Source organism: Pseudomonas sp. DNDY-54, assembly GCF_019880365.1.
GTDB classification, from domain to species: Bacteria; Pseudomonadota; Gammaproteobacteria; order Pseudomonadales; family Pseudomonadaceae; genus Stutzerimonas; species Stutzerimonas stutzeri_P.
On record NZ_CP082271.1, the window covers coordinates 2249477 to 2274521 of the forward strand.

A 25045-nucleotide genomic window follows, 5' to 3' on the forward strand; every position below is an offset into this window, starting at 1 on the left:
CCCCCACGCAACAGGATCGCGCTATGCACGCCCTCTCCCGCCTCGCGCCAGAGGTTCGCCAGTATCTCTTGGTGACCGGTAATTATTGGGCCTTCACCCTGACCGACGGCGCGTTGCGGATGCTGGTCGTGCTGCACTTCCATGCGCTGGGCTATACACCGTTGCAGATCGCCGCCCTGTTTCTCTTCTACGAGATATTCGGCGTTATCACCAACCTGGTCGGTGGTTACCTGGGGGCGCGGCTCGGTCTCAACCGCACCATGAACATCGGTCTGGCGATGCAGGTGGTGGCGCTGCTCATGCTCACGGTCCCCGCCGCATGGCTGACGATTCCTTGGGTGATGGCTGCCCAAGCGCTGTCGGGCATCGCCAAGGACCTGAACAAGATGAGCGCCAAGAGCTCGATCAAGCTGCTGGTGCCGGATGGTCAACAGGGCACGCTATACAAGTGGGTGGCGATTCTCACTGGGTCGAAGAATGCACTTAAAGGCGTCGGGTTCTTTCTGGGCGGAGCCTTGCTTGCCGGTGTCGGGTTTCGCGGTTCCCTGGTGACCATGGCAGGGGCACTGGCGTTGATCTGGATCGCCAGCCTGTTCCTCTTGAAGAAAGACCTGGGCAAGGCCAAGGCAAAACCCAAGTTCCGCGAGTTGCTGTCGAAGAGCCGCGCCATCAACTTCCTGTCAGCTGCGCGGCTGTTTCTGTTTGGCGCGCGTGACGTCTGGTTCGTGGTCGCGCTGCCGGTTTACCTGTCTTCCGTATTCGGCTGGGATTTCTGGCAGGTCGGAGGCTTCCTCGCCCTCTGGGTGATCGGCTACGGCGTTATTCAGTCGCTCGCACCGGCCATTACTGGCAAGCGCCGCGGCCAGGTCCCCGATGGGCGCGCAGCCTTCATTTGGGCGCTGCTGCTGGCCGGTCTGCCAGCGGGTATTGCGCTGGGGCTGGGCGCCGGCTTCTCGCCGCAGGTCGTGTTAATCGGCGGGCTTCTGCTGTTTGGCGCGCTGTTCGCGGTCAATTCGTCGTTGCACAGTTACCTCATCGTGTCCTATGCCAAGGCCGACGGCGTATCGCTGGATGTCGGCTTTTACTACATGTCCAACGCGATGGGCCGGCTGCTGGGCACAGTGCTGTCGGGCTGGGTTTATCAGCGCTACGGCCTGGAAGCCTGCCTCTGGATTTCCAGCGCCTTCGTGCTGCTTGCGGCGCTGATTTCGATGGGTCTGCCGCGACACCTTCAGGAAGACCCATTCACTCGCTGAGTGCGCGATATCGCTCAGGATTCGGGCTGAATGTGCAGAATCCGACTCATATCCTCCACGCTGAACGCGAACTGCACCCTGTCACCCACCTTGAGCTCCTGCAGTTGCTCAGGCGGTGCCTTGAAGTCCATGGTCATGGCCGGCCATTTGAGCGCCGGGACGGGGCCGTGCGCGATAGTCAGCTCGCCAGTCTCGCGATCGACTGCCTGAAGCGTTCCGCTGGCATGCGCTGTGGCAGACACTACCGAGCTTGCCTGCGAAGGGTTGCTGTCCACCTCGCGCGGCATCGTGCTGTCAGCGACCGCAGGCTGACTGAGCGCCGCGAAGGTGGCGAGGATCAATCGGATTTTCATTGGGCAGTTCCTTGTTTGGCTTGGGGATGTTGTAGAGCGCGGCGGCGCATCAGCCGATACGCCGCAGGAATCACGAACAGCGATAACAAGGGCGCGCTGAGCATGCCGCCCACCATAGGCGCGGCGATGCGGCTCATCACTTCGCTGCCGGTGCCGCTGCCCCAGAAGATGGGCAGCAGGCCGGCGACGATCACGGCGACGGTCATTGCCTTGGGCCGCACCCGTTGCACCGCGCCTTCACGTATAGCCGAGCACAATCCAGCCTCGTCGGCCCGTCCGGCCTGCTGCTCATCGAGCCATGCATTCTTCAGATAGAGCAGCATGATCACGCCGAACTCCGCGGCCACGCCCGCCAGCGCAATGAAGCCGACGCCGGTCGCGACCGAAAGGTTGAAGCCCATCAGGTAGAGGAACCACACGCCACCCGTGAGGGCGAACGGCAGCGTCAGCATGATCAGCAGCGCTTCGTCGAAACGGTTGAACGTCAGGTACAGCAGCACGAAGATGATCAACAGCGTCGCCGGCACCACCAGTTTGAGTCGGGCGTTGGCGCGCTCCAGGTACTCGAACTGACCGGAGTAGCTGAGGCTCATCCCCGGCAGCAAAGGAACGTTCGCGTTAACCGCGTCGCGCAGGTCAGCCACCACCGAAGCAATGTCTCGGCCGCGCACGTCGATGTATACCCAGCCGGTGAGCCGTGCGTTTTCGCTGCGCAACATCGGCGGGCCGTCACTGACCGCTACCCGCGCCACGCTACCTAATGTGATCTGGCTACCCAGAGGCGTGAGGATCGGCAAGTGCTCAAGCGCCTGCGGTGAATCTCGCCACTCACGGGGATAACGCACGCTGATGGGATAGCGCGCGAGCCCTTCTACCGTCTCGCCAACGGTCTCCCCGCCGATGGCACTGGCCACGATGGATTGAACATCCGCGATATTCAGCCCATAGCGAGCAGCATCCTGACGGTCGATGTCGATGTCGATGTAGCGTCCGCCGACCAGCCGCTCGGCCAGTGCCGAACTGACGCCCGGCACCGTCTTGGCGACCGCTTCGACCTGCTGGCTGACGCGGTCGATTTCCTCCAGATTGGCCCCGGCAATCTTTACTCCGATCGGGCTCTTGATGCCGGTCGCGAGCATGTCGATACGGTTGCGGATCGGCGGGATCCAGATATTGGTCAAGCCTGGCACTTGCACCGCACGGTCCAGCTCGTCCACCAGCTTTTCGGGTGTCATTCCAGCGCGCCACTGATCTCGCGGCTTGAACTGGATGGTGGTTTCAAACATTTCCAGCGGCGCCGGATCGGTGGCGGACTCGGCGCGACCAGCCTTGCCGAACACCCGGGCGACCTCCGGCACGCTGCGGATCATTCGATCCGTCTGCTGCAACAGCTGCGAGGCCTTTTGCGCCGACAGCCCCGGCAGCGCTGACGGCATGTAGAGCAGGTCACCCTCGTCCATCGGCGGCAGGAACTCCCCGCCGAGGCGCGACATCGGCCACAAGGTCGTGGCAAGTACCAGCAGCGCGACGGCGATGGTGGCCTTTGGATGATCGAGCACCGCATCAAGAGCCGGACGATAGATACGGATCAGTCCACGGTTGAGGGGGTTACGCGATTCGTCTGGCAGTTTTCCACGAATCCAGTAACCCATGAGTACTGGGACCAGCGTGACGGAGAGCCCTGCCGCAGCAGCCATGGCATAGGTCTTGGTGAATGCCAGCGGGCCGAACAGCCTCCCCTCCTGCGCTTCGAGGGTAAACACCGGAATGAACGACAGCGTGATGATCAACAGGCAGAAGAACAGCGCAGGGCCGACCTCCTGCGCGGCTGTGGTCATCACTCGCCAATGTTCGTCGCCGTCGAGGACCTTGCCCGGATTCGCATGGCGCCAGGCTTCAGCCTTCTTGTGGGCGTTCTCGATCATTACCACGGCGGCGTCGACCATTGCGCCAATCGCAATTGCAATGCCACCCAGGGACATGATGTTGGCGTTGATGCCTTGGTAGCGCATCACGGCGAACGCGATCAGTACCCCGATCGGCAGGGAAACGATCGCCACCAACGACGACCGCAAATGCCAGAGGAACAGCCCGCACACCAGTGCAACGACGATGAATTCCTCCAGAAGCTTGAAGCTGAGGTTCTCCACGGCGCGATCAATGAGCTGGCTGCGATCGTAGGTGGTGATTATTTCGACCCCGGCAGGCAAGCTCCTGCGCAGCGATTCGAGCTTGGTGTGGATAGCCGCCAGGGTTTCGCGTGCATTCTTTCCGCTGCGCAGGATTACTACACCGCCGACGGTTTCACCCTCCCCGTCGAGTTCGGCGATGCCCCGTCGCATTTCCGGACCGAGCTGGATATGCGCCACCTCCCCCAGCGTCACCGGAACGCCGGCAGCACTGAGCTGCAGGGGAATGTTGCGAAAGTCATCCAGCGTCTTCAGATAGCCAGAGGCACGCACCATGTATTCGGTTTCCGCCAGTTCCAACACCGCGCCGCCGGTTTCCTGATTGGCTCGGCCGATGGCTTCGTTGACCTGCGCCTGAGTGATACCAAGGCTGGCCATTTTCAGCGGATCGAGCACCACCTGATATTGCTTGACCATTCCGCCGATGGTCGCAACCTCGGCCACGTTGGGCAGCGTGATTAGTTCGTACTTGAGGAACCAGTCCTGCAGGCTACGCAGCTGCGCCAGGTCGTGATTGCCGCTGCGATCGACCAGCGCGTACTGGTAGATCCAGCCGACCCCGGTGGCATCCGGGCCGAGCGATGGCTTGGCACTCGCCGGCAGGCGGCTCTGCACCTGGCTGAGGTACTCCAGCACGCGAGAACGCGCCCAGTACAGGTCCGTGCCGTCTTCGAACAGCACATAGACATAGCTGTCACCGAAGAATGAATAACCGCGAACCGTCTTCGCACCCGGTACCGACAGCATGGTGGTGGTTAGCGGATAGGTGACCTGATTTTCAACAATCTGCGGCGCCTGGCCTGGATAAGGCGTGCGAATGATCACCTGCACATCGGACAGGTCCGGCAGCGCATCGATCGGCGTGGTGCTCACTGACCAGATGCCAACGGCGGTGATCAGTACCGTGGCCAGCAGCACCAGAAAGCGATTGACTACGGACCAGCGAATCAGCGCGGCGATCATGGCTGGTCCTCCTGCTTGCTGAGCTGCTCGACGACCAGACCGCTGTCCGATTCACGCACGGCGAAGGTCACTCGGTCGCCTTCAGCAATACCGTGCAATAGGTGTGGATTGGCCACCTCGAAGCGCATCGTCATGCCTGGCATCCCCAGGGTGTGAAAGGGACCGTGGGCGATTTTTACCTGCAGCTCATCGAGCCCAACGACGCGACCTTCCGATTCATGTAGCGCCGGTGCCCTGCTGGCGTGATCGTGGGTCTGGGGTTCTTCCGTCACGGCGGCGGTGATGCCGCGCAAGCTGGCTTCTGAATCGATCAGGAACTGCCCGGACGCGACTACCTGTTGACCTTCTTCCAAGCCTTGAAGGATGGCTGTCTGACGGCCACTGTCAGTGCCAAGCCGGACTTCGACCGGCCGGTAATGACCACCTGGGTCGGCAACCATCACCAAGGCACGTTTGCCCGTTCGGATTACGGCTTCGCTAGGAACCAGTAACACCGGCTCGGCAGCCGCATCCGCTACGGCTACCCGCGCCGTCAGCCCGGGACGAAGCTGGCCGTCCGGATTGGGCAATTCAACCCGAACACGCAGGGTGCGACTGGCGGCGGTGGCTTCAGGAAGTATCGCCGTCACGCGGCCGCTAACCGTTTCGCCTGGCAGTGCCGGGAGCTGTGCGGTGGCCTCCTGACCGACGTGTATCGCGCCGCCCTGTGCTTCAGGGACCGCGATTTCGAGCCAGACGCTGTCCAGCCCATTGATCGACGCCAACGACGCGCCAGGTGCGACGCTCATGCCCTCGCGAATATCCAGCGCCTGCAGAACGCCGCCGATGGGCGCTCGGATTGTCAGCTGTGTATGTACCCGTGCAGTGCGCTCCAGCTGGCGCACGATATCCGCCGGCATCCCGGCGAGGTGCAAACGTTGGCGTGCGCCTTCTAGTAAATGCGGATCGCCAATCCGGCGTAACGCCAGATATTCTTCCTGCGCTGCTGCCCACTCGGGTATCAACAAATCCACCAGCGGCGCGCCTTGCTCCACAATATCGCCCGGGGCCAGTTGATAGACACGCTCGACGAACCCTGCCGCTCTGGCCTGCACCCGAGCCACATTGCGCTCGTTGTAGCCGAGCACGCCAACCGCCTCGACATGCCTCGCAAGCGAACCTCGGCTCACCGTTGCCAGCCGCACGCCGAGGTTCTGCGTGACGGCCGGGTCGATGCTGATGCTTGCTGAACTTCCGCCCTCATCGGCGTAGCGCGGAACCAGCTGCATATCCATAAAGGGCGACTTGCCGGGCTTGTCGAACTTGTGCTGCGGCACCATTGGGTCATACCAATAGAGGACGGTTCGCTCTGTCTGCGTTGGGCCCGGTTCTGTAGTCGAGTCAGCTGGCAGCGCCGGGGAGTTTGTCTGCGCCAGCCAATAGCCACCGGCCAAACCCAGGATGGCAGCCACGCCAGCCGCCGTGATTGTCTTCACTGATGCTCGGCTCATGGGGCGTCTCCGTAGGCGAAATGCAACCGTGCAGCCGCGATGGCGTGCAGGCCTTCCAGGTCAATCTGTTTCAGGCGGGTTTCGATCAGTTCTCGACGCGCGTCGAGTACGGTATCCAACTCACTGGTCCCAGCTCTGTAGCCGGCCAATGCAAGGTCCGCTCGCTCCTGAGCCAGCGGTAAAAAGGTCTCGACCGTGCGTGTTAAGGCACGCTGAATCCTCTGCAGCTCAGCCAGTTCGACGGACAGCTGTTCGGCAAAGGCTCGCTGACTGGCGTCGCGCTCGGCTTCCAGCTGGTTGAGCTGCGCATGCCTGGCGGCGATGCGCGGGCTTTGCCGCGAGCGCTGAAAGATCGGCAGATCAAAACTGAAGGTGAGGTTGACCATGTCGCCGTATTCGCGGCCACGCTTGAGATAGTCGACCTCCCAACTCCAGTCCGGCTTCGTCTCGGCAGTCGCTTCGCCGATACGCGCCTGCGCCTCGCGCAGCTTCGGTGCGTAGGCAGCAATCTCGGGGTGTGCCTGCACACGGGAGAGCATGGCCTGCCCGTCCACCGACCAACCGGGCAGGTTGCCGCTCAGCGGCTGCTGCCCGGCTTCGCCAATCCATCGTGTCAGTGATGCCCGCGCCTGGCTGCGCAATTGGATCAGCTCGTCCTCACGCTCAGCCAGCAACGCCGCCTCTTGACGGGGAATGACAGCGTCAGCGACTTCACCGCGACCACCCGCGATCTTCGCCTGCACCGTTTCGGCCAGCAGGCGGTTTTCGTCGTACAGCGTGCTGAATAGATGCTGCTTGCGCTCGACGGTGTGGGTCGCAATCCAGGCCTGCGCGGTTGCCTGCCGCACCTTCAGCGCTTCGATGTGGCGTTCGGCCTCCGCACGACTGATTCCCGCCTGAGCCAGCGCGACACGCGCTTCACGCTTGTCGCGGTTTGGAACCTCTTGCATCAGGCCGATCATCTGCATGGTCATGCCGTCCTCCCCAGGACGCCAGGCGGCATCTCCGTCGATGGGAAGGTTCTGCAGACCCAACAGCAATTTCGGGTCCGGCAGCTCGCCGGCAGGCGTCGCGCTCTGCTTCGCAGCGATCAGTTTTGATGCTTCGGCCTGAAGCGAAGGTGATTGACGCTCAGCGAGCTGCAATGCGTTTTCGAAGGTCAGCGCAGCAGCCGATATGGGCACCAGCATGACGCAGCAGCACGCCGCCGCGCCGAGCAAGCGGGTGCGAGAGTATCGGGATTTCATGATTACGATTCCTTTGGAGCGTACGTGCCATAAGCACGTGTCTTGAGCCCATCACTTCACGAGGGTGAAAGGCTGCTCAGGTCAGCAAGGAATCAGAAGCGTGGGGGGCGCCAGTGGCTGTCGCCCGCGGGCGTTGGCGTATGGGTGGGCACGTAGGCGGCGAGATTGAGTTCAGGGCCGGAAACAGGCGGCTTGCTGAACTGGGGCAGTAGCAGGCTAGCGGTCTGGCATTGCTGCCCATCGGCGCAGCGCGCGCCGTTATCGTCACGTTCGTGCTGGGCCGGATCAGCGGTCACCGTGCGCATGTCCACGTGCACTTCATGGCCCGTGAGCGCTCCATGCGACGCACCCGACTCGCCCATCGAGCATCGCGCCGAAGCCAGCTGTAACGCTGCCATCCCGTTTATGGGAAGCACCAAGCTCATCAGCAGAACGAAAACCAGACGGAGACGACGTTTCATGACGCGAGTTTAATCGCTCCGTTGGAACTGAATAATTGATCTGGATCGTTTTTTTGAGAAAACGGAACGCTCGCGACTGTCAGCCAGCGGGTGACACAGGACCGATCGCATCTTTGCGGCTTAGGACCGGTTTGTTCAGCGCCAAGGCGGTTCAGCGAAGCAGGCCCTGATAGAAGCGGCACTCCTGCTCCAGTGCGTCTGCCAGATTAGCCGCTTGTCGAAAACCGTGGCGTTCCTCTGGATAGAGGCGGTATTCCACCGGAATGTTTCGCTGGCGCAGGGCCGCCACCATCGATTCGGTTTGCTCGGGCAGTACAACGGCGTCTTGTCCTCCCTGGAAGAAGATCACCGGCACGCTGATTTGCGCTGCGTTGTGCAGAGGCGCCCGCTCCCGGTAGCGCTCGGCGTGATGCTCGGGATTACCAATCAGCCAGTCCAGGTAATCGCCTTCGAACTTGTGGGTCACGCGCCGTAGCGCAAGCGGGTCGCTGACGCCGTAAAGACTGGCACCACCCCGGAAACCTGCATCAGACGCGAGTGCGCACAGTGCCGTGTACCCACCGGCACTTGAGCCCCGAATGAAGGTGCGCGCCGGATCGATGTGTCCGCTGTTCGCCAGTGCCCTGACCACAGCCTGTGCATCCTCCACATCGATAACGCCCCACTGTTCGTGCAAGCGTTGGCGATAAGCGCGGCCGAATCCACTGCTGCCGCGGTAGTTGAGGTCGGCTACGGCGAAGCCACGCTGAGTCCAATACTGGATACGGGGATCGAAAACGGGATAGCAGGCCGACGTCGGGCCTCCATGCAGGAACACCACTACTGGGGGGCGCTCGCCATCAGGGCTTCGGCAAGCGGCATTCCGTGGCGGATAAAAAAACGCATGAGCCGTTTCATCCTGACCTGTGGCAAAGCTGAGCGTCTCTGGCGTTGACAACTCGTCAGCCGCAAGCGGCTGCGCGCCGCCGGCCAGGATGCGGGTCATACCGCTGTGCCGCTCTATCGCTAGCACTGCTGTCGCGCGATCAGTAGCGCCGCCAATGCAATAGTAGTGCTGTTCATCCGCAGCCAACTGCCGACACCGGCTGAACGCTGCCGCCAACTGGCGCTCGCGTCCCTCACCGTCTTGCTCGAGCAGCAAGCCGTGGCCGTCAACCATGCGCGTCAGCAGCAGGCCTCCATCAACCAGTGGCAAATAACTGACCGTCCCCAGTTGCCATGGCGCAGGCGCATGATCATTGGCGAGCAGAGCATCGGCAGAGGATCCTGCGTCAGCCTCATGAGTTGAAGCAATCAGCCGATCATCCTGCTCGCGCCAAGGTTGCCACCAACCCGCCCGGTCGCTCAGACAATACAGCGTGCCATCGGCGCCAAAGCGCGGCTGCTGCAGAGATTCACCGCCTTCCGCTCCGGCAACACACCTTGCCTTCTGCCAGGTGTGATCGTGGCCGCGCTCGGCCATCCACAACGTAGTCGCGGTCCAGGGCTGCTCGGGTCGCTGCCACTGGATCCATGCCATCCGCCTTGACTCGGCATCGACTGTCGGTGAGGAGTAGAAGTCCGCCCCTTCGGCGAGGACGCTGCGATTACCCTCGTTCAGCGAGAAACTGACCAGCCGGTGCGCCACCTCCGCGCCCTCGATAGCCTCCTCCTCCACCGCCAGGATCTGCAACTGCACCGGATCGAACTGCAAATCGCCGTAGCGACAATGCGCTCGGTGCGTGAGCGTCACGGGCTTGCCGGCGGCGCCGCCAACGGATTGCAGATAGATCTGCTGATCCTTCTCGTTGACGTAAGCCACCCCTTGATCGGTCAGACAGAAGGCCCCTCCGCCGTATTCGTAGACTCGGCTGCGCAACGACACGTCAGCCGGAGTCAGGCAAGTAGCGCGGCCGGCTCGCCAGAACCACAGGGTGCAGCGCGCATCGGCCGGATCGTATTCGATCCAGAATAATCCACCATGACCGGCCCGAAGTTCGGCGTAGTCGCGGCTCGCCGACGCCGCATTCGCGGCGCTCCAGTGACTGGGCCAGAACCCATACGGAACAGTCTTGGTCATTTCTGTATGGTTCGACAGACATAAGCGCGCATCGGAAGACCTTACACCTTGAGGATCAGTTTCGATGCCTTCTCGTTGCGGAAGGTCAGCTCATCCAGCCCACGCGGTGCCTGCTCGGCCTCGATGCGTGCAGCGAGAATCTTGTCGTGGTAGGCGGATTTGCTGCAAACAGGATCCGCATTGGTCGCATCGCCCGTGAGCATGAACGCCTGACAGCGGCAGCCACCAAAGTCCTTTTCCTTCTCATCGCAGGACTGGCACGGCTCCGGCATCCAGTCGAAACCGCGGAATTTGTTGAAGCCCATCGAGTGCTTCCAGATCTGTTCGATGCTCTGCTCACGGACATTGGGGAAGCTGATCGGCAATTGCCGCGCGCTATGGCAAGGCAGCGCCGTGCCGTCAGGCGTGATGTCGAGAAATAGATTGCCCCAACCATTCATGCAACCTTTGGGGCGCTCTTCGTAATAGTCGGGCGTGACAAAGATCAGCTTGCACGGATGGTTCTCGGCGGCGAGTTTGTCGCGCCACTCGTTGGTGATGCGCTCGGCCCGCACCAGCTGCGCCTTGCTGGGCAGCAGTCCGGCGCGATTGAGCTCGGCCCAGCCGTAAAACTGACAGGTGGCCAGTTCAACGAAATCGGCTTCCAGCTCCAGGCAGAGTTGGATAATTCGGTCGATATTGTCGATGTTGTGCCGGTGGGTAACGAAGTTCAGCACCATCGGGTAACCGTGGGCTTTCACCGCACGGGCCATGGCTAGTTTCTGCGCAAAGGCTTTCTTGGAGCCGGCGAGCAGGTTGTTCACCTCCTCATCGGCGGCCTGGAAACTGATCTGGATATGGTCGAGCCCCGCGTCTGCAAACGAGGCGATCTTCTCTTCGGTCAGCCCGATCCCGGAGGTGATCAAGTTCGTGTAATAACCGAGGTCGCGCGCCGCCTTGATCAGCTCGGCCAGATCCTGGCGGACCAACGGTTCGCCACCAGAAAAACCCAACTGCGCCGCGCCCATTTCCCGCGCCTGGCGGAACACCTCGATCCACTCGGCCGTTTCCAACTCGTCATGGCTACGAGCGAAATCCACCGGATTCGAGCAATAAGGGCACTGCAGCGGGCACCGATAGGTCAGCTCGGCGAGCAGCCATAACGGCGGCCCCGGCTCGAAGCCCGGCTTAGCGAAGCTCGATCCAAAACCGTTCAACGGCTACCTCCAGAAACGCGACGATGTCCTCTTCAATGCCTTCGGCCTCAGGGAATCGGCTTTGCAAATCAGCGACGATGGTGCCAACCGTTCGGGCGCCATCCACTTCGCCCAACACGGCCGAAGCGCTTTCGTTGAGCTTGATCATGCCTTCCGGGTAAAGCAGTACATGGCAGTTCTGCGCCGGTTCCCACTGAAAGCGAAAACCGCGGCGGAAGACCGGGATCTGGGTCAGTTGGATAGTGCTCATGGTCCTCCGTCTCGCCAGTGAAAACATCATCGGTTGGGTCGGTGGGCTGAAGCCCACCCTACAGCTTGATATTCGCGGGCTGCCGCCGCTCGGTCATAGGTCGCTCAGGCAACTTGTCAGAACGTGATGCCCTTGTGCCAGACGCGCTCGCGCGTGACGGTGTGATACGGCGGACGATCCAACTCGTAAGCCATGCTCATGGCGTCGAGCATGCTCCACAGGACGTCGAGTTTGAACTGAAGAATATTCAGCATGCGCTCCTGGGCGACGCGCGTCTTGTAATGGTCGAGTGTGATCCGCAGGCCATGTTCGACGTCCCGGCGGGCTTCTTTCAAGCGTTTGCGGAAGTAGTCGTAACCGGATGCATCGATCCAGCTGTAGTGCTGCGGCCACGCATCCAACCGTGACTGGTGAATGGTCGGTGCGAACAGCTCGGTCAGCGAGCTACTGGCCGCCTCCTGCCAGACTGCCCGGCGGGCAAAGTTGACGTAAGCATCGACGGCGAAGCGCACGCCCGGCAGCACGAGTTCCTGTGACAGGATCTGCTCGCGATCCAGACCTACGGATTCGGCCAGCCGCAGCCAGGCCTCTATGCCGCCTTCCTCACCTGGGCCGCCATCGTGATCGATGATGCGCTGGACCCATTCCCGGCGCGTTTCGCGGTCCGGACAGTTGGCCATGATTGCCGCGTCCTTCACCGGGATACAGACCTGGTAATAGAAGCGATTCGCCACCCAGCCCTGGATCTGCTCACGCGTCGAGCGACCTTCGTACATGGCCCGATGGAAGGGGTGATGGATGTGGTAGTAGTCGCCCTTGGCGCGTAGCGCCGCCTCGAATTCGGCGGGCGTCATGGCTGACAGGGTCATAAAGGTGTCCTTACGGTTTGTGTCGGGCTGGCTCCAGGTAGCGTCGCGTCTGCTAACGACCCGGGTAACCGCGCTGCTGCGTTATAGCTCGATACTCATGCCATCGAACGCCACTTCAATCCCGTGCTCGCGCAGCACCGCGCGCTCGGCTGAATCCTCATCGAGGATCGGATTGGTGTTATTGATGTGGATAAGGATCTTGCGATCGGCCGGCATGCCATCGAGCACCTCGATCATGCCGCCTGGGCCGCTCTGCTGCAGATGGCCCATTTCGCTACCGAGCTTCGTACCCACCTCACGCACACGCATTTCGTCGTCGCGCCAGAGCGTACCGTCAACCAGCAGGCAATCGGCGCTGCGCATGATGTCGAGCAGCTCAGGGCTGACCTTGCCCAGGCCTGGCGCATAAAACAGCGTGCCCCCGGTTTTTTCGTCTTTGATCAACAAGCCAATGTTGTCGCCCGGATGTGAATCGTTGCGATGAGGCGAATACGGCGGTGCAGAGCTGCGCAGCGGAATCGGTGTAATCGTCAGAGTCGGACAGGTCGGAATGACAAAGCTGCCCGTCAACGCTATGGGGTTCCAGCGCAACCCGCCATTCCAGTGCTCCAGCATCTTGAACAAGGGAAAGCCGGTAGAGAGGTCCTGATGAACCATCTCGGTACACCACACCTCGTGCGGGCAGCCCTCGCGCAACGTCAGCAAGCCGGTGGTGTGATCGATCTGGCTGTCCAGCAGGATAATTGCGCCAATGGCCGTGTCACGTGGCCCACGTGCCGGTTGCAGCTTCGGAAAGGATTCGAGCTGCGCGCGGATATCGGGCGAGGCGTTACACAGGATCCAATCGTCGCCGTTGTCGCTAATGGCGATGGACGACTGGGTTCGTGCGCTGGCGTTCAGCGTACCGCTGCGTAGGCCCGCGCAATTCGCGCAGTTGCAGTTCCACTGAGGGAAGCCGCCGCCAGCAGCAGAACCGAGAATCTGGATGAACATGGGCAGCTCCCAAAAAACGGAGCCCCGACCGGAGCCGGGGCAAATCTGTCAGCGATTGGCGAAGTACATGGTGACTTCGAAACCAATACGCAGGTCGGTAAAAGCAGGTTTAGTCCACATGGATGAGTCCTCTTTTCATGGCGACGGAATTATTCCGACGATTCATTAAGCACCCTGGTCCGCCAAAAGCAGAATGGTACTTTGGAAGAAGACAGCGCCCGGCCCTGGTAGTGCCTTATCGCCGGGCCAGCAACGGCGAGGGCGTCGGCGCGATGGCGCCGCTCGTCGGGTTCAGCCAGGCTGGCGGGTCGCCTGGCGGTCATTCGTGCCACGCCATGCCAGCTCATTGGTGATGGTAGCCATGGGTGAAAGCATCCCGAAATCGAATTCGGTCATCGCATCCCCATCACGGGCGCGTAAGGGCCAGTCATGATTAGCCAGTGCCGCCTTGCCGATCGCGACCAAGTCCAGCTCAGCCTTATCAAGCAGCTGCTGCGCCTGTTCGCCCGTTTTCACGCCGCCGTTGCCGATAACGGGTATCGAAACGCTCGCCTTGGCAATTGCACACAGCGACGGCCCCTCAGCAAACGCAGGCGCGGCAAGGTCGTTTTCGGAGATATGCACATAATCCAAGCCCGCAGCGGCCAGCATGGCAATTCGGGTTTTTGCTTCTTCGACGCCGCCCTCCCATTTCAGATGGCTATTGGTCACCATGATCTGCGAAAGACGCATGCCAACGACGAACGCTTCGCCAACAGCCTCGCGCACGGCGTTGATCACAGCCAGCGGCAAGGCGAGCCGCGCTTGATAGTCGCCGCCCCAATGGTCCGTACGTTGATTGAATTCCGCACTCATGAACTCGTGCAGCAGGTAGCCATTGGCACCATGCAGCTCAACGCCGTCGAAGCCTGCGTCGCGGGCATGCCGTGCCGCTTGAGCGAAGCCGGCGATGACTTCCTGAATTTCCTCTTCGCTTATCTCGGCAGGCGTCGCATAGGGGCCTTCGCCGCCGTAGAACTTCAATTGCGACCCTTCCGGTTGCACGGCTGAGGGTGCGACGTGACGGGCATGGTGGATGTTGCCCTGGGTCTGCGCACCGCCATGCATGAGCTGCGCGATGAACGCGGCGCCGCCCTGATGCACAGCCTCGACCAGTGGAACCCAACTGTCGCGCTGAACGTCAGTCGCCAGGCCCGGCTGATTCAAATAGCCCTGGCTGTACGCGGTGTCGGTATAGATACCCTCGGAAATCAACAGGCCGAATCCACCCTCGGCGAATGCCTGGTAGTAGTCGCGCATCAGCTCGTTTGCGGTGCCTTCTGGCTCGGCGCTGACGCGCGTCATCGGTGCCAGCACGGTGCGGTTGCGCAGGCGTAACTGTTTTATCTGGGTGGGTTCAAACAACTGGGGCATGGACAAGTCCTCATGAACACGGGTCGTGCTGAATCTGAGGCGCCTGAGGTTGTGGAGTTCGCCGGGTGCGATGGCTGGTTCTTTCGAACGCACTAAAACGCGGCAAAGCGGCCGCGCATGAATGCCCCGGAGGATCGCACCCGACAGGCGTCCTGGGCTCCTGCACCTGAGTGCGAGCAGGTAAGGATGTGGCGGCAGTGCCGATTTCCCCTTCCCGTGACAGCACGGCGTTGTCGAGCGACAGCGCGATGATCTCGCGGCCGCGACACGCTTGACTGATCGACATCAACGAGTCGTCCACGCAATGTTTTCTCACCAGGCATGTCCTTCATGAATCGGTAATCACAGATCGAATCACCGACCACGCCAGCCGTCTGAGCCGATACAGTAGCCACCTGAAAATAATGGCTTCCGCTGGTCTTTCACGGCCATGGCTTGGCTGAGCCCTACCCAATCAATGCAGGCGTTTACATGAAAGAAACATGGTCCCCGTTTCCCTGGGTGTGCTTTGCCATGTGTGTGGGTGTCATGGGCACGGCGCTCATTTCACCGCTGTATCCGGTCTATCAGGCGGCATGGGATCTCCGGACCAGCGATATTTCACTGATTTACGTGGTTTACATGGTGGGAGCGCTGTTCGGGTTGCTGTTCATGGGGCGCCTGTCCGACACCCTCGGATTTCGAGCCGTGATGCTGACCGGCCTCGTTTTGGGTTGGGCCGGCACGCTGCTGACAATGCTCGCCTGGAGCCTTCCAAGTCTTAACATCGGTCGCTTCGCTGTGGGGCTGTCCTCCAGCCTGATCGTCACCAGCGCCTCAGTGGGGCTGGTTCAAATCTCCCGGGACGGCGCCTCTCAGCGCATCTCCATGATCACCAGTTTTCTCCTAGCCTTCGGCTTTGGCCTGGGGCCGATCACTGGCGGCGTCATTGGCCAATGGCTGCCGAATCCGCTACGGGTCACCTACGTACCGTCGCTGTTTCTCGGCGTGCTGGCAATTTACGCGTTGATGCGCGTGCAACTGAAATGCCACGCGCCTGAACGGGCGGCATCGCCCCTCAGCTGGCGGACATTCATGCCGCGGCTGACCTGGGCAGGGCGCGAGAGCTCAATCGCCTTCATGCTGACGTGCGCGTGTCCGTTTTTCGCGTTTGGTGTTTTTGGCATCTACGCCTCGATGGCCCCGCTGTTTCTGGAGAAAATGTTGCCGTGGCACGGCCCCGTTGTGAGCGGAACCTCCATCGGCGTCATCCTCCTTGCCTCAGCCCTGACGCAACTGTTGTGCGCCAGGATGAGCCTGCGTTGGTGCGGACTGCTCGGGTTGCTGGCCGTCGTGCTGAGCAATGCCATGTTGGTGCTCAACTTCACGCTGGGCTCGCCCGTGGTGTTCGTTATCGGCGTGTGCTCCGCTGCGGCCGGGCACGGTATGTGCCTGTTGGCGGGCATCAGCATGGTCAACCGCATCGCCACCCCGACCGAGCGATCTGGGCTGATCTCAACCTATCTGGTTTGCGGCTATGTCGGCAGTATCGTGCCCTTGATAGGCGCCGGCTGGATCGCCGACCACTACGGCCTGCCTGTGGCGATCAGTCTGCTCGGATGGGTTGTGATCGGGCTAGCTACGCCCCTGGCCATCTGGTTTTTCATCCATCCCCGTATGCGAGCGGCATGAGCCGAGATGGCCACGGGCGCAGCTAGCCGTTACTCAAGTTTGAAACAGCCGGGCCGGCCGTTGCGGCCGAGGCCCGGCGGGCTGGTTAACGGAAGCGTTTGCCTGGTTTGCCGAGCGTCATTACCGGGCCAGCGCGACGCTTGAGCAGCCCCGGAATCGCTTGCGCCGGATGGATCCGAGTGCGCAGCGTCGGCTGCCAGGACGTGTCAGTGACCAGCTGCAGGTCAGCCGGCGCCTGAGCGTTGTAAGCCGCCAGCAGGTCGACCTTACGACGGTTGATGACGTTGTCTTTGGTTGTGATCGCCTGTCCCTTCCAGTGCTTGATGATTCGTTCCTGCTTCACCGACGGACTGAAGGTAAACGCGTTGGCTTCCGCCCAGATATGCGAATCGTACCCAACCCCAAAGACGTAGCCGAAGGACACGCGCGCGTCGTCATTGCGGACGAAGTGGTTGTTATAGACGTCTGCCTGGCCCCAGCGCAACCGCGGGGCGCGTTGGCCGACGTTGATGAACTCGTTGTGGTGGATGGTCACCCGTAGCTTGCCGGGATCACCCGCAGCAGGAGAATCGGTGGAACCGATGAGCATCAACTTGTCGCGGTTCTCGAAACGGTTATAGGAAACCGTGACAAGGTCCGACCCGTAGGTGATGTCCACCGATCCGTCGTGCTGCTGGAAAGGCCGGCCGAAATAGGACGGTGACAGATCGTCAAAGTCCGGCTCATCAGAGTAATAGTTGTGATCGATCCAAATATTGGACGAGCCATTGATAATCTGGACCATGTCGTATTCGCTGTTCCAATTACCCGCTGAACCATCGGTAGGGTCCCACTGTGGAAAGCAATCACTGACGGCCAGATGGTTCAGGTTCCGTATGATCACGTTACGTTCGCCGTCGATCCTCAACGACAGGCCGACAAGGCTCGCATCAGGCGTCGCGCCAATGATTGTCGTGTTGCTCGGTACCTGGATCAGCATGGTCCGCCGCTGATTTTCAGCCGCCTGGACGCGCGCGCTTTCCGGCCCGCCTGTCGGTTCGGTATCCCAACCCCATACCGCGGGGTCGTATGTCGCCAGATAGCGCTCAAGGGTGTAGCCCGTGCCCTGCGCATAATCCTCACAGCTCAGCGGTTTTCCCGAGTCATTGGCATTACCCAAGAGCGTGCCATGGACGCGGATGATCTTGGGCTCGTCTCCGGCTGCATCAAACGCGGCTTTTAGTTCGGCGCGGGTACTGACGTCATAGACTCGGCTGGGACTGGCATAGGCGCCCCCGGTGGTGCCTGCGCCCATCGACGCGAAACCGTCTCGGGCAGGTAGCGTTTGCCGTTCCAGTGGGGCCTTGCCGGGGTGAGTAACAGCATCTGCTGCGAACACAGACGGCGAGAGCGCGATGCCAACTGACATCGCCATAAGTGTTACAACGTTTCGCATGTTCTTATCCTTATTGTATTGTCGTCATACGTCATGGGAAGCCCACGGGCTCAACAAGCCGCGCTGTATGGGTGTTTCTCAGGCTAGCCGGTATTGAATAAGGGTCAACAAGTGATACGACGTCTTATCTCTGTTTGTTCAATTTTCCGACGAAATGCGTTTGCGGCGGCAGTGCGTTAGTCTCGGCTAGCCATAACGCGGGAATGCCGCGCCCTGGCATTCAGCGTTACCGCCCTGACCTCGATCAGTGACGGATCACTCCTCGCCGGAAACCATGCATGCCCATCATTCGCATACCGCAGATCGTTGACCTGGACGCTCTGCCCCGCTTCGACGGCCTTCAGCTCGATGAAATCATCGTGCCTGACACACCTGAAGCATTTAACGACGCCATGAATGCGCTACTCGGTTGCGCGCAGGTGGGCTTCGATACCGAGTCCAAACCGACATTCAAGGTAGGCGAGCTGTCTACCGGGCCGCATCTGATCCAGTTTGCCAGTCAGAATAAGGCCTATCTGTTCAGGGTTGGCCTCGACGGCTGCATCGGCGCTGCACGGGCCATTCTCGAAGACGATCGGATACTGAAAATTGGCTTCGGTCTAAGCGCTGACCGAAGCCGGTTGCGCAGCCGCCTCGGAATCGAGCTACGGCATTTCATCGATCTGGGCACGACGCTGCGCTACCAAGGTAAGAAAGGTCAGGTGGGGCTGCGAGGCGCGGTCGCAGCCGTTCTGAACGCCCGTGTGAACAAATCTCGCAGCGTATCGACCTCCAACTGGGCCAACCGAACGCTGACGGATGCTCAGCGGGTTTATGCAGCGAATGATGCATACGCGGCGCTGCGGGTATTCCTCGCGCTTGGCGACGATGCCGAGCAGGTGCTGGCAGACCGGGTCATGCCGGCGGCGAGCGGAAAACCCCATCCCATCGCTGAGTCCTGAACTGCGAGCGACATCGCAACCCATCGCAAACAACGTGCAACGCATCTATTGCCGTGGCGTCTACCACAGAGACGTTCCCCAAGGAGATCGATGTGGAAGGCATGTTTTTCAGCGGCTGGTCGACACTCGTCCGCACGCTTGTGATCGGTGTACTGGCCTACATCAACCTGATTGTTCTGTTGCGAATTTCCGGTCGGCGGACACTCTCGAAGATGAATGCCTTCGACCTCATCGTCACTGTGGCGCTGGGCTCGACCTTCGCCACCATCCTCTTGAACCGCAACGTCTCGCTCGCAGAAGGCACCCTCGCGCTCGCCTTACTCATTGGTTTGCAGTATCTGGTCACTTGGACCAGCGTTCGGGCTGGCTGGGTTCGCAAGCTGGTCACCGGGGAGCCGGCGCTGCTGTTGTATCAAGGGCAGATGCTAGAGGGCGCCATGCAAGCCGCACGCGTCACCGAGGACGAAGTGCGCTCTGCCGTTCGCTCCAGCGGAATAGCTGCCCTGGATGAGGTGGAAGCCGTGGTGCTGGAGACCGATGGCAACTTCAGTGTGGTGAAGAAAGGCTCGGGTACCAGCCGGTCCAGCTTGTCTGATGTCATGACGCCCGGCCCGCGCGATGTCGAGATTTGAGCCGCTACCTGACTGCGAGAGGTGACCGACGTGAACCTCCTCCTGAACATCGACGTACCCAACGTAGGCCGTGCGATCACCTTCTACCGGGACGCACTGGGGTGGCGGCATATGCGGTCCTTGTCGTCCTTGAGAGGAATGCCGGCGGCCGATAACGATGTCAGATCCGCGATGGCAGGCTGATGCTCAGGACGCATCCGAGTCAGGTAATTCGCCTGTTGCATTTCAAGATGATGATCCAATGCATCCAGAAGCATTTTGCGTTTCAACCGATCCTGCGGCACTTCATCTTTTACACAACTGAGCAAACGCAGCACTTCATCCAGCGTTGCGATGGCAGGAATGACGTTCTTTTCTGCCTGGCTGTCGTGAAAGCACCGGATGACCGGGTAAGCATGGTGGTTCAGGGTGTGCGCCACCAGCATCTGCCGAATGTCGCTGGCATTGTCGTAAAACGATGAAAAATCCGAACCGTTCCAGCTGTTAACGACGATTTCTTGCGGTGTCCGACCCATGCTTGTGATTAACAGGCTGAGTTGGTACTGCAAATTGGCGGCCGATACGACGGGCACGATGTAGGTGATCGCCGCGGTGATGAGCGTAAGCCCACAGAACGCTGCGGCGCTTGAGAGCACACGCCACCCATCGCCAGACGCAGTGAAGTTTCCGATGCCCAGCGTCGAAAGCGTGTACCCCGCGTAATAGAGCGTTTCCCAGAGATCTGCGGCGACGTTGGTGGTGCTGTTTACTACCGCGCCCGGGACGGATGCGAGCATCAAAAACAGACTGAACCAAAGGCAGCCAATCCAGAGCAGCAAGACCGACACCAACACACAGGGCCCGGCGTACTCGAGCAGCTTCGACTCCCCTCGCCGCCCGCTTGCCCAGAAGAAACCGCGCCATACCAGGCGCGTGAGCCCATTTGTGAGCATCCCTCCGCCACGGGTCGACAAGGTGGTTTTAATGATATCCGTGGCAGTAGCCAGAAAAAGCAGAACCCCCAATACAAGAAAAGCCATAAAGTCTCGTTTCACACCTTCCTAAGCATTCACTTGTTATGAAGCGGATCGGATGTGCGAAGTTCAGGGTTTCTTGCTGCCCAAGCGCGCCTCATTGCAATCGCGTCGTCAGTGTTTGCCACGAGACGTTGTTGCCCGCTTAGCGTTTGCGGGCCTCGGTTGGCATAACGGGCGAGGCGCTGCGCTCAGCGCCATGACTGATCTGGCGCAGCGGCGTTGCTGACCACTACCCAGCCGCTGGCAGCCACCCGCATGGATTCCAGCGCAGCGGAAAGGTCCCTGCGCTGCAGGTTGCGCATAGCCTCGGCAACAGCGGACGGACGCGTCACGTCATGTCCAGCCAGGCAACTTGCCCAGGCCTGATCCGCGCGGGCGCTAAGGTTGTCGAAGCCGACCACGTGCCTTTCGCTCAATTCAACGGCAACCCGTCCGATCTCCTCGGGCGGTAGGTCTGCGAGCGACACTGCAAAGTCGTCCATAAAGGCTTGGACGTGGCCCAATATTTCTCTGGCGGAAGCCGTGGGCGACTGCACCCCAAACAGCACGCCCGGCTGACCGCCAGGTTGGTGGAAGCGACTGAAGACGGCATAGCCCAGCTGTAACTCGCTGCGCAGACGGCGAAAAAAGTCGCCTTCAACCAAATGTGCTAACAGCCGCCACGATGCCTCGCATCCGGGCGTACGCGACGGCAGTGGACAGAACAAGAGTAAGGCCGTTTCGGTTGAGCAGGCGCCGCCGCTAACATCGTGCCAACGTTGGCCCAGGTCAGCAGAGTCTGCAATGAGTGCTGCGACCAGGCTCCCATCGGCCTCACCGGGCAGTGCGTTGACCGCTTCGCCAAGCGCGCCTCTCAGATCGTCCGCGAACCCGACTGCTAACCCCTGCCACCGCGCGGCCTGCAAATAGTCCGACAGCGCACGCTGTGCCGGTGCGACGCTGGGTGTGTCCATCACTTTCGCACCTGCCATCAACTGCGGTAGGCGCCGCAACAGCTGGCGAATAAGCATCTCGTCGCCTCCAAGCCCGGCCTCGCGCTCGGCCAGCCGGTTGCCCTGCGCGAGGGCCGTCGCGGGCAGTTCGACTATCAATCGCAACGTGTCGATGGCGATGGCCGGTAACGCCTCCGCGAAGCCTTGCAAACCGAGGCTCCAGACGTCGCCCATGTCCTCGAAGCGCACTACAACACCCGCCTGTTGCGCAGCCCAGCGACTTGGCTGTAGCGCGTGCGACACCGCATGCCAGAGTGCCGGCGGTGGCGTGCCGGCTCTGAAGTGCCAGCGCACGTGCAAAGCCGCTTGCCCGTTCGAGTCTTCCGGCCCAAGCCAGCGCAGTGCGGGGGGTAAAGCCTGAGCCTGTCGTCGTTCCACACGCGGCTGCAACCAGCGGTTGGGTTCAGGCTGCTGCCAGTGCCAGGTTGTCGGCACGGCGTGTTGTGGGCGTTCGCGCGTCATGCGAAGCGGAAAGCCGAGGGTGTGGATCGGCTCGCAAGCCGCGTTATCCGCGGTGAGCACCAACGGGCTGGCCGCGCTCATCTCGGCCAGCAACACAGCCAGCGCTTGGTGGCTCGCCACCTCGTCGCTGTCACGCCCCCAGGCCAATGGCTCCACCCAATGCCTCAGTAGCTCCAACGGCTCGGCACCCTGCAGACGGCGCATTTCAACACGCTGGTACTCATCGCGGCACGGTTGCCATCGTGCGTCATCCGCGAAGAACCTCAGCCAGTCCTTTACTGCCGCTACGATTCGCCCGCGCTCCGCGAGCCCCTGCTCTGTCAGTAGCGCTTCAACGACTGCAACGCCCTGCCCTGCATACCAATACGGCACACGCAGTGTCATGGCCTGGCACAGCCCTTCACTGCGCAGCCGTTGCACCAGGCCACCGGGCGCCTCGGATGCAATCCAGGTTGAGAGATAGTCCAGCGCCGGGGCGCAATGATCAGGCATATCGGCAAGCGCGAATGCAAGATGCAGGCGCGGCTGTGCCTGTTCGATCTGCACCCGCAGCCAGGTATCACGACGGCAGTGCGGCGGCGGCGCTACACGGTCGGCCCCCCGGCCGGGTGCGAGTGTGTTATCCGCCAGGCAAGCGAGGCGCTGCAGCTCAACGGATGTCTGGGGCCCTGCAAGAAGCAGCTCGATCTGACCGCTGTGATAGAAGCGCTGGTGATACCCGAGCAACGCCTGCTGAAACGCTGAATCCTCGACGGGCAAGGTGGCGCGATGGCCGGCGTGAAAACCTGCAAACGGGTGCGCCGAATCGAATGCCGTGCCCAACGCCGCGTCGCACAACGTCTCGACATCCTGCGCGCGCGCATGAAATTCCGCCTGTAACACCTCGCGCTCCCGCACCTGATCAGCGGGGTCCAGCAGCGGATGCGTCAGCATGTCCAGAAGCCGACGCAGGCCTTCTTCGAGCTGACGGGCCGGTACCTGGAAGAAGTAATCGGTATGGCGTTCTCGGGTGGATGCGTTCAACTGGCCACCGCACCGCTGAACGAAGGGCATCAGGCTCTGATCAGCCGCATAACCGTGACTGCCGAGAAACAACAGGTGTTCAAGGAAATGCGCCAACCCTGGATACGCGTCTGGCGCATCGTGGGCGCCACCATGTACCCGGACCAGCACGGCGGCCTTCGCGCTGTACGGTGTCTGCAGCAGACGTACCCGCAATCCCCTGGACAGGGTGACGAGTGGCGGTCGCTGGGCTGGATCGGTTGGCTGAGACATGTGCGGCATGACCTTCACTGCAGATTCGATGAGCATCGCGCCAAGTCAGGAGCGACACAATGATCCTGACGCTTTACGCCCACCGCATGTTCACCGCGCGTATCGCAGAGGCTTCAGGTATCGAGACGACCGTCGAGAAACTGCAACAGACGTCGGTTCATCAGTTTGCCGGAATTGCCGAGGCAGGCGATGGGCGATCCACGCAAGCTGGTTTCGGTAGGGTCTGCCGCCTCCCCTACCAGCGCCAGTGGGCAGTCGAGGCCAAGCGCAAGTTTGCCAAGCTGGCTATGCAATGCGGCACCGAGCGGCAGATCGGTGTACAGCACCAGCGCGCGTGGGCGAACCTGTTCGCAGATTAGCGGTAGCTCGCTCAGCGGCTGCCCAACGGCCAGCACGGTCACCGCCAAACGCTCGCTGGATAGAAACAACCCGCTGACCAGCAACTCGAGTTCGCGGCACTGACCCGTCGCCGCAGCCAGCAGAATCCTGTCCCCGCCAATGCCTCGGCCAAGCTGCAAGCGCTGTAGTACACGGGCACGAAGGAAGGCGTCCAGGAATAGCCACTCACTGGTCTGGCCATACTCGTTCTGGCGAAGGAGTAGGTTCTTCCATACGGGCAGCAGTACCTCCTCGAAGACAACCGGCAGCGGATAGGTCGAGAAGATCTGCCCGTAGACCTGCTCCAGGCGGGATTCATCGAAGCGGCTCACGGCACGCTGCACCTGAGCTATCCATTCGGCCCATTCGCCTGTGACCACATCGCTCTGTTCATTCGCCTCGTCAGGGGCGCGTGAAAGAATGGCGCCGACCTTGCTCACCGCAACACCGCGCTCGGTCCAGGACAGAATGTTGCGGACTGCCTCCACATCCGCCATCGAATAGAGACGATGACCGCTATCGGTTCGGGTCGGCTGAATAAGGCCGTACCGGCGCTCCCACGCACGCAGCGTCACCGGGTTTACCCCGGTCAGGCGCGCGACTTCTCGAATGGGCACAAGCTCCCGCCGCTGAAGCGAATCAGAGGGAAGCAACGTGGATGCACGGGCGGGTTCGGTCATGACGCGAGCAGCTCTACACAGTCGGATGCGCGCATTGTAGCGCAGGGCTACCGGCGCAGACCGTAGCGAACGCTGCCGGTTCTGACTGGCTGGCCGCCAGGCGCTAACGCCTCGTGTCGGCCAGCGGCTGCCGAGCACGCCCTCCGGGTCATTGCAGGCTGACCCATGACGAGGCGTTATGCCGCAGCGCCGGAACTTGTTCTAGAATGCCGCGACCACGCACAAGAGACCGATAGATGATCAATGCCAAATTGCTGCAGCTGGTAATCGAAGCCTCCAACGACGGGATCGTGGTTGCCGAACAGGAAGGCGAAGACAATATCCTGATCTATGCCAATCCTGCCTTCCAGCGCCTGACTGGCTACGAAGCGGACGACATCCTTTACCAGGATTGCCGTTTCCTGCAGGCGGGAGACCGCGACCAGCCGGGTATCGCAGCGATCCGAGAGGCTGTGAAGAACAACCAGCCATGCCGCCAGATCATCCGCAATTACCGTAAGGACGGCAGCGCGTTCTGGAACGAGCTCTCAATCACTCCCGTGTTCAACGAGGGCGATCAGCTCACCTACTTCATCGGCATCCAGAAGGATGTCAGCGCTGAAGTCGAAGCCAAACAGCGGGTCTCGGAACTCGAAGCCGAAATTCAGCAACTCAAGGACCAGCTTGCCGCACAGGCAAACTGATACCGCCTCACCAGTCCCCCCAGTGCCGCGGCCCTTCAGTCTTAAAGGATGCCGCCGATACGCTTGGTGAAGCACGATGATGACGCCCGACTGAGCGCGTCCCGGGCGCTGCACGTGGAAGAGGCATGCAGAACCCGTCGA

At 61.2% G+C, this 25045-nt stretch carries 21 protein-coding genes; 5 read left to right on the top strand and 16 right to left on the bottom strand.

Going from position 1 to position 25045, the window contains the following annotated elements:
• Window positions 1-23 precede the first annotated feature (23 nt).
• Window positions 24-1256 carry an organoarsenical effux MFS transporter ArsJ gene (gene arsJ / locus K4O48_RS10465; RefSeq protein WP_222908170.1) on the top strand — a complete coding sequence of 411 codons (1233 nt, stop codon included), beginning with the start codon at window positions 24-26 and terminating at the stop codon, window positions 1254-1256.
• 14 nt (window positions 1257-1270) lie between these two features.
• Here arsJ and K4O48_RS10470 read toward each other — a convergent pair whose 3' ends face one another.
• The 12 genes from K4O48_RS10470 to K4O48_RS10525 all read right to left on the bottom strand — a co-directional run bounded on the left by K4O48_RS10470 (window position 1271) and on the right by K4O48_RS10525 (window position 14739).
• On the bottom strand, window positions 1271-1609 hold the full coding sequence (locus tag K4O48_RS10470; RefSeq protein WP_222908171.1) for a copper-binding protein: 339 nt from the start codon (window positions 1607-1609) through the stop codon (window positions 1271-1273).
• Window positions 1606-4761 carry an efflux RND transporter permease subunit gene (locus K4O48_RS10475; RefSeq protein ID WP_222908172.1) on the bottom strand — a complete coding sequence of 1052 codons (3156 nt, stop codon included), beginning with the start codon at window positions 4759-4761 and terminating at the stop codon, window positions 1606-1608. The genes K4O48_RS10470 and K4O48_RS10475 overlap by 4 nt, the downstream gene beginning before the upstream one ends.
• A complete protein-coding gene (locus tag K4O48_RS10480; RefSeq protein ID WP_222908173.1) occupies window positions 4758-6251 on the bottom strand; it encodes an efflux RND transporter periplasmic adaptor subunit in 1494 nt (497 codons plus the stop codon). The genes K4O48_RS10475 and K4O48_RS10480 overlap by 4 nt, the downstream gene beginning before the upstream one ends.
• Complete coding sequence (locus tag K4O48_RS10485) at window positions 6248-7498, bottom strand: TolC family protein (protein ID WP_222908174.1); 1251 nt, start codon at window positions 7496-7498, stop codon at window positions 6248-6250. The genes K4O48_RS10480 and K4O48_RS10485 overlap by 4 nt, the downstream gene beginning before the upstream one ends.
• Window positions 7499-7590: 92 nt before the next feature.
• The gene (locus tag K4O48_RS10490) at window positions 7591-7959 is read right to left on the bottom strand and encodes a hypothetical protein (protein WP_222908175.1); all 369 of its coding nucleotides are present in this window, start codon (window positions 7957-7959) and stop codon (window positions 7591-7593) included.
• Between the two features lie 151 nt (window positions 7960-8110).
• Window positions 8111-10018, bottom strand: coding sequence for an alpha/beta hydrolase family protein (locus tag K4O48_RS10495; protein WP_222908176.1), 1908 nt, complete (start codon window positions 10016-10018; stop codon window positions 8111-8113).
• A 41-nt stretch (window positions 10019-10059) separates the two neighbouring features.
• Complete coding sequence (gene pqqE / locus K4O48_RS10500; protein WP_222908177.1) at window positions 10060-11214, bottom strand: pyrroloquinoline quinone biosynthesis protein PqqE; 1155 nt, start codon at window positions 11212-11214, stop codon at window positions 10060-10062.
• Window positions 11186-11464, bottom strand: coding sequence for a pyrroloquinoline quinone biosynthesis peptide chaperone PqqD (gene pqqD / locus K4O48_RS10505; protein WP_222908178.1), 279 nt, complete (start codon window positions 11462-11464; stop codon window positions 11186-11188). The genes pqqE and pqqD overlap by 29 nt, the downstream gene beginning before the upstream one ends.
• Window positions 11465-11580: 116 nt before the next feature.
• Window positions 11581-12333, bottom strand: coding sequence for a pyrroloquinoline-quinone synthase PqqC (gene pqqC / locus K4O48_RS10510; RefSeq protein WP_222908179.1), 753 nt, complete (start codon window positions 12331-12333; stop codon window positions 11581-11583).
• Window positions 12334-12414: 81 nt separating this feature from the next.
• Window positions 12415-13326 carry a pyrroloquinoline quinone biosynthesis protein PqqB gene (pqqB, locus tag K4O48_RS10515; RefSeq protein WP_222908180.1) on the bottom strand — a complete coding sequence of 304 codons (912 nt, stop codon included), beginning with the start codon at window positions 13324-13326 and terminating at the stop codon, window positions 12415-12417.
• Between the two features lie 48 nt (window positions 13327-13374).
• Window positions 13375-13446, bottom strand: coding sequence for a pyrroloquinoline quinone precursor peptide PqqA (gene pqqA / locus K4O48_RS10520; RefSeq protein WP_003253598.1), 72 nt, complete (start codon window positions 13444-13446; stop codon window positions 13375-13377).
• Window positions 13447-13617: 171 nt separating this feature from the next.
• A complete protein-coding gene (locus tag K4O48_RS10525; RefSeq protein WP_222908181.1) occupies window positions 13618-14739 on the bottom strand; it encodes a tRNA-dihydrouridine synthase in 1122 nt (373 codons plus the stop codon).
• Between the two features lie 471 nt (window positions 14740-15210).
• Here K4O48_RS10525 and K4O48_RS10530 point away from each other — a divergent pair, with 471 nt between their 5' ends.
• Window positions 15211-16410, top strand: a complete 1200-nt coding sequence (locus K4O48_RS10530) for an MFS transporter (protein WP_222908182.1) — start codon at window positions 15211-15213, stop codon at window positions 16408-16410.
• Window positions 16411-16495: 85 nt separating this feature from the next.
• Here the strand turns inward: K4O48_RS10530 and K4O48_RS10535 are convergent, their stop codons facing one another.
• The gene (locus K4O48_RS10535) at window positions 16496-17845 is read right to left on the bottom strand and encodes a polysaccharide lyase family 1 protein (protein ID WP_222908183.1); all 1350 of its coding nucleotides are present in this window, start codon (window positions 17843-17845) and stop codon (window positions 16496-16498) included.
• 278 nt (window positions 17846-18123) lie between these two features.
• On the opposite strand from K4O48_RS10535, the gene K4O48_RS10540 reads away from it, so the two are divergent.
• Window positions 18124-18786 carry a 3'-5' exonuclease gene (locus tag K4O48_RS10540; protein ID WP_222908184.1) on the top strand — a complete coding sequence of 221 codons (663 nt, stop codon included), beginning with the start codon at window positions 18124-18126 and terminating at the stop codon, window positions 18784-18786.
• A 92-nt stretch (window positions 18787-18878) separates the two neighbouring features.
• Window positions 18879-19418, top strand: coding sequence for a DUF421 domain-containing protein (locus K4O48_RS10545; protein WP_222908185.1), 540 nt, complete (start codon window positions 18879-18881; stop codon window positions 19416-19418).
• 83 nt (window positions 19419-19501) lie between these two features.
• On the opposite strand, the gene K4O48_RS10550 is transcribed toward K4O48_RS10545, so the two are convergent.
• The 3 genes from K4O48_RS10550 to K4O48_RS10560 all read right to left on the bottom strand — a co-directional run bounded on the left by K4O48_RS10550 (window position 19502) and on the right by K4O48_RS10560 (window position 24221).
• Complete coding sequence (locus tag K4O48_RS10550) at window positions 19502-20236, bottom strand: potassium channel family protein (protein ID WP_260523609.1); 735 nt, start codon at window positions 20234-20236, stop codon at window positions 19502-19504.
• Window positions 20237-20622: 386 nt separating this feature from the next.
• Window positions 20623-23199, bottom strand: a complete 2577-nt coding sequence (gene pqqF, locus K4O48_RS10555; protein ID WP_260523610.1) for a pyrroloquinoline quinone biosynthesis protein PqqF — start codon at window positions 23197-23199, stop codon at window positions 20623-20625.
• A gap of 77 nt (window positions 23200-23276) precedes the next feature.
• Complete coding sequence (locus tag K4O48_RS10560; protein ID WP_222908187.1) at window positions 23277-24221, bottom strand: MerR family transcriptional regulator; 945 nt, start codon at window positions 24219-24221, stop codon at window positions 23277-23279.
• 236 nt (window positions 24222-24457) lie between these two features.
• Here K4O48_RS10560 and K4O48_RS10565 point away from each other — a divergent pair, with 236 nt between their 5' ends.
• Complete coding sequence (locus tag K4O48_RS10565; protein ID WP_222908188.1) at window positions 24458-24904, top strand: PAS domain-containing protein; 447 nt, start codon at window positions 24458-24460, stop codon at window positions 24902-24904.
• The last annotated feature ends 141 nt before the right edge of the window (window positions 24905-25045 follow it).

What these genes read in the sequence shown, in the direction of transcription:
- arsJ (WP_222908170.1), top strand. Translation starts at nt 24, where the DNA reads ATGCACGCCCTCTCCCGCCTCGCGCCAGAGGTTCGCCAGTATCTCTTG.
- K4O48_RS10470 (WP_222908171.1), bottom strand. Translation starts at nt 1,609, where the DNA reads ATGAAAATCCGATTGATCCTCGCCACCTTCGCGGCGCTCAGTCAGCCT.
- K4O48_RS10475 (WP_222908172.1), bottom strand. Translation starts at nt 4,761, where the DNA reads ATGATCGCCGCGCTGATTCGCTGGTCCGTAGTCAATCGCTTTCTGGTG.
- K4O48_RS10480 (WP_222908173.1), bottom strand. Translation starts at nt 6,251, where the DNA reads ATGAGCCGAGCATCAGTGAAGACAATCACGGCGGCTGGCGTGGCTGCC.
- K4O48_RS10485 (WP_222908174.1), bottom strand. Translation starts at nt 7,498, where the DNA reads ATGAAATCCCGATACTCTCGCACCCGCTTGCTCGGCGCGGCGGCGTGC.
- K4O48_RS10490 (WP_222908175.1), bottom strand. Translation starts at nt 7,959, where the DNA reads ATGAAACGTCGTCTCCGTCTGGTTTTCGTTCTGCTGATGAGCTTGGTG.
- K4O48_RS10495 (WP_222908176.1), bottom strand. Translation starts at nt 10,018, where the DNA reads ATGACCAAGACTGTTCCGTATGGGTTCTGGCCCAGTCACTGGAGCGCC.
- pqqD (WP_222908178.1), bottom strand. Translation starts at nt 11,464, where the DNA reads ATGAGCACTATCCAACTGACCCAGATCCCGGTCTTCCGCCGCGGTTTT.
- pqqC (WP_222908179.1), bottom strand. Translation starts at nt 12,333, where the DNA reads ATGACCCTGTCAGCCATGACGCCCGCCGAATTCGAGGCGGCGCTACGC.
- pqqB (WP_222908180.1), bottom strand. Translation starts at nt 13,326, where the DNA reads ATGTTCATCCAGATTCTCGGTTCTGCTGCTGGCGGCGGCTTCCCTCAG.
- K4O48_RS10525 (WP_222908181.1), bottom strand. Translation starts at nt 14,739, where the DNA reads ATGCCCCAGTTGTTTGAACCCACCCAGATAAAACAGTTACGCCTGCGC.
- K4O48_RS10530 (WP_222908182.1), top strand. Translation starts at nt 15,211, where the DNA reads ATGAAAGAAACATGGTCCCCGTTTCCCTGGGTGTGCTTTGCCATGTGT.
- K4O48_RS10535 (WP_222908183.1), bottom strand. Translation starts at nt 17,845, where the DNA reads ATGCGAAACGTTGTAACACTTATGGCGATGTCAGTTGGCATCGCGCTC.
- K4O48_RS10540 (WP_222908184.1), top strand. Translation starts at nt 18,124, where the DNA reads ATGCCCATCATTCGCATACCGCAGATCGTTGACCTGGACGCTCTGCCC.
- pqqF (WP_260523610.1), bottom strand. Translation starts at nt 23,199, where the DNA reads ATGCTCATCGAATCTGCAGTGAAGGTCATGCCGCACATGTCTCAGCCA.
- K4O48_RS10560 (WP_222908187.1), bottom strand. Translation starts at nt 24,221, where the DNA reads ATGACCGAACCCGCCCGTGCATCCACGTTGCTTCCCTCTGATTCGCTT.
- K4O48_RS10565 (WP_222908188.1), top strand. Translation starts at nt 24,458, where the DNA reads ATGATCAATGCCAAATTGCTGCAGCTGGTAATCGAAGCCTCCAACGAC.